Genomic DNA, 3399 nt, shown 5'->3' on the forward strand with positions numbered 1-3399 from the left:
CGCCCCGGCCGCCGGCGCCGTCGAGAACGTGTCGGTCGAGTTCACCGGCAACGCCGCCAAGGTCGTCTCGCGCACCCCGCGCGTCTCGACCGGCCGCCCGGAGCTGACCGAGGCCGCGATCGTGGTCTCCGGCGGCCGTGGCGTCGGTGCCGCCGAGGGCTTCGGCGTCGTCGAGGAGCTCGCGGACGCCCTGGGCGCGGCAGTCGGCGCCTCGCGCGCCGCCGTCGACGCCGGCTGGTACCCGCACACCAGCCAGGTCGGCCAGACCGGCAAGCAGGTCTCCCCGCAGCTCTACATCGCGGCGGGCATCTCCGGCGCCATCCAGCACCGGGCCGGCATGCAGACCTCGAAGACCATCGTGGCCGTCAACAAGGACCCCGAGGCCCCGATCTTCGAGCTGGTCGACTACGGCGTGGTCGGCGACCTGTTCGCCGTGCTGCCGCAGCTGACCGCCGAGGTGAAGGCCCGCAAGGCCTGATCCCGCGCGGGGAGCTCCCCGCACGGCGCGCGAAGGGCGTGGCACCCGGTACCCCCGGGGCCGCGCCCTTCGGCGTTCCCGGCGCCTTCCCGGCGTTTCCGGAGGTCCCGGCCGGGCCCGGCGCCCGGAGCCCTTCCCGGTGATCCGGCGCGCGGGGCACGCCCCGTAGAGTCGGCGCGACAGTGTGAGGCGACGGCGAGGACGAGGGGCGAGGACGGAAGCATGGCACTGCTGACGGCACTTCAGGGCGGGTTCGGCGACACGGCGGACGCGCTGCGGATCGACGGGCGGGCCCTGTCCCGCGAGGACCTGCTGGGTGCGGCGACCGCCGTCGCCGACCGGGCGGCCGGCGCGCCCGCGCTCGCCGTGCTCGCCCGGCCCACCGTCGAGACCGTCGTCGCCGTGGTCGGCGGCCTGCTGGCCGGCGTCCCGGTGGTGCCGCTGCCGCCGGACTCCGGCCCCAAGGAGCGCGAGCACATCCTGCGTGACTCGGGCGCGGCCCTGCTCGCGCACGCCGTGGGCGAGGACGTGCCGGAGGGCGTGCCGGGGCTCCCGGTCGACCCGGCCGAGCGCTCCGCCACCAGCCACCCCGAGCCGGCCGCCGACTCGACCGGCTTCGTGCTCTACACCTCCGGCACCACCGGCGCGCCCAAGGGCGCGGTGATCCGCCGCGAGGCGATCGCCGCCGACCTGGACGCCCTCGCCGCCGCCTGGCAGTGGACCGCCGAGGACACCCTCGCCCACGGCCTGCCGCTGTTCCACGTCCACGGGCTGCTGCTCGGCGTGCTCGGCGCGCTGCGCACCGGCAGCCGGCTGGTGCACACCGGGCGGCCGACCCCGGCCGGCTACGCGGCGGCGGGCGCCAGCCTGTACTTCGGCGTGCCGACCGTCTGGTCCCGGCTGGCCGCCGACCCCGAGGCGGCCGGGCGGCTGGCCTCCGCCCGACTGCTGGTCTCCGGCAGCGCGCCGCTGCCCGTCCCGGTGTTCGAGAAGCTGGCGGCGCTCACCGGGCACGCGCCGATCGAGCGCTACGGCATGACGGAGTCGCTGATCACCGTCAGCACCCGGGCGGACGGCGAGCGGCGCCCCGGCAGCGTCGGCCTGCCGGTGGACGGCGTGCGCACCCGGCTGGTCGGCGAGGACGGCGCGCCCGTGCCGTACGACGGGGAGAGCGTCGGCGAGCTGCAGGTCGCCGGGCCGACGCTGTTCAGCGGCTACCTCAACCGGCCGGACGCGGACGCCGAGGCCTGGACGGCGGACGGCTGGTTCCGCACCGGGGACGTCGCGGTGATCGGCGCGGACGGCTTCCACCGGATCGTCGGCCGCGCCTCCGTCGACCTGATCAAGAGCGGCGGCTACCGGATCGGCGCCGGCGAGGTCGAGGCCGCGCTGCGCGACCACCCGGCGGTCGCCGACGCGGCCGTGGTCGGCGCGCCCGACGAGGACCTCGGGCAGGCGATCGTCGCCTACGTCGTCCCGGACGGCGCCGTGACGGGGGACCAGCTGACGGCCTTCGTGGCGGAGCGCCTGTCGGTGCACAAGCGGCCGCGCCGGGTCGTCCTGGTGCCCGAACTGCCGCGCAACGCCCTGGGGAAGGTGCTGAAGAAGCAGCTGCTCGCGGAGCACGGCGGCCGCTGACGGAGGGTCGCCGGGCGCCGCCCGGTGACGGGCGTTCACCCTGATGCGCCGTTGGTGGCGGAGCTGACGACCCGCCGAGCGGGAACCCTCCATTGGCGCACTCCACTGCGCGCTGTGAGCGGACGCGTGCCTAACGTGACACGCAGGCAGGGCCGGGCTCTGCCGAGCCGGACGCCCCGGCACCTGCCGGGGCGCACCGCGTGTCCGCAGCAGTCTCCGCAGCCGCCCCGAACGGCGGCGGTCCGCAGCAGTGAGGAAGTCAGCAGGATGACCACCGTCAACACCGGCGCGCCGGATGCCGCCGACGAGCCGACCGGGCAGCACGCCGCCCCGGCCCCTGCCCGCACCGCCCGCCCGTCCCGGATCGCGAGACTCCGTCGCGGGATAGGCATGGTGGCCGTGATCGCGGCCGGTGCGAGCGTGATCGGGCTCGGCACCAGCGTGAGCCCCGCGGTCGCCGAGGCGGCCCCCGCGCACGCCGGCTGGGACGGCTCGCGGTACTGGTTCAAGAACAGCCAGGGGCAGTGGCGCTGGACCACCCACTACAGCGTGTACGTCGCGCGCACCGGCGGTGGGACGACGGCGTCCTCCTCCGCCGCCAAGCAGTCGAGCGGCGGGATCAAGCAGGGCTGGGACGGCTCGCGGTACTGGTTCAAGAACAGCAAGGGCGAGTGGCGCTGGACCACGCACTACGACGTGTACCTGGCGCGCACCGGCGGCGGCTCGGGCTCCTCGTCCTCCTCCTCGGGCTCCTCGGGCTCCTCCTCGGGCTCCTCGTCCTCCTCCGGTTCTGGCTCGTCCGACTCGGTGGCCGCCGACCGGGACGTCGAGACGGCCGTGCAGTACGCGCTCGCGCAGCTCGGCAAGCCGTTCGTGACGGCGGGCAACGGGCCGAACGGGTACGACTGCTCGGGCCTGGTGCAGCAGTCCTTCCGGCGCGGCGGCATCGACCTGCCGCGCGTCGCCAACGACCAGTACGCGGCGACCACGCCGATCAAGGCCAGTCAGCTGCGCCGCGGCGACCTGCTGTTCTGGTCGCCGGACGGCACCGCGCGCGGCATCCAGCACGTGGCGATCTACCTCGGCGACAACCGCTACGTCGAGGCGGCGCGGCCGGGGACGCTGGTGCGGACCTCGGGGATCAGCAGCGGCTACTACCCGAACTTCATGGGCCGGCCCTAGCCGGTCCGGGCGAGCGCGCGTCAGGGGTGTCCGCGCCCCCGGCGCGCGCTCGGCGCTGTGTGCGGAGGGTGTCCGGCGGGGTGCCAGAGGTCGTCCGGGGC

3 protein-coding genes are annotated in these 3399 nt (G+C 76.0%); all 3 read left to right on the forward strand.

Annotation, left to right across the window (positions count from 1 at the left end; translation table 11 throughout):
* A partial coding sequence (locus VM95_RS37220; RefSeq protein WP_045705721.1) for an electron transfer flavoprotein subunit alpha/FixB family protein occupies nucleotides 1–478 on the forward strand: 478 nt, incomplete at its 5' end.
* Between the two features lie 222 nt (nucleotides 479–700).
* Entirely contained in the window at nucleotides 701–2116 is a 1416-nt protein-coding gene (locus VM95_RS37225; protein WP_045705723.1) for an acyl-CoA synthetase, read from the forward strand.
* Between the two features lie 267 nt (nucleotides 2117–2383).
* Nucleotides 2384–3298: a C40 family peptidase gene (locus tag VM95_RS43965; protein WP_052707814.1), complete on the forward strand. Its 915-nt coding sequence runs from the start codon at nucleotides 2384–2386 to the stop codon at nucleotides 3296–3298.
* The last annotated feature ends 101 nt before the right edge of the window (nucleotides 3299–3399 follow it).

The organism is Streptomyces rubellomurinus, from assembly GCF_000961885.1.
GTDB classification, from domain to species: Bacteria; Actinomycetota; Actinomycetes; order Streptomycetales; family Streptomycetaceae; genus Kitasatospora; species Kitasatospora rubellomurina.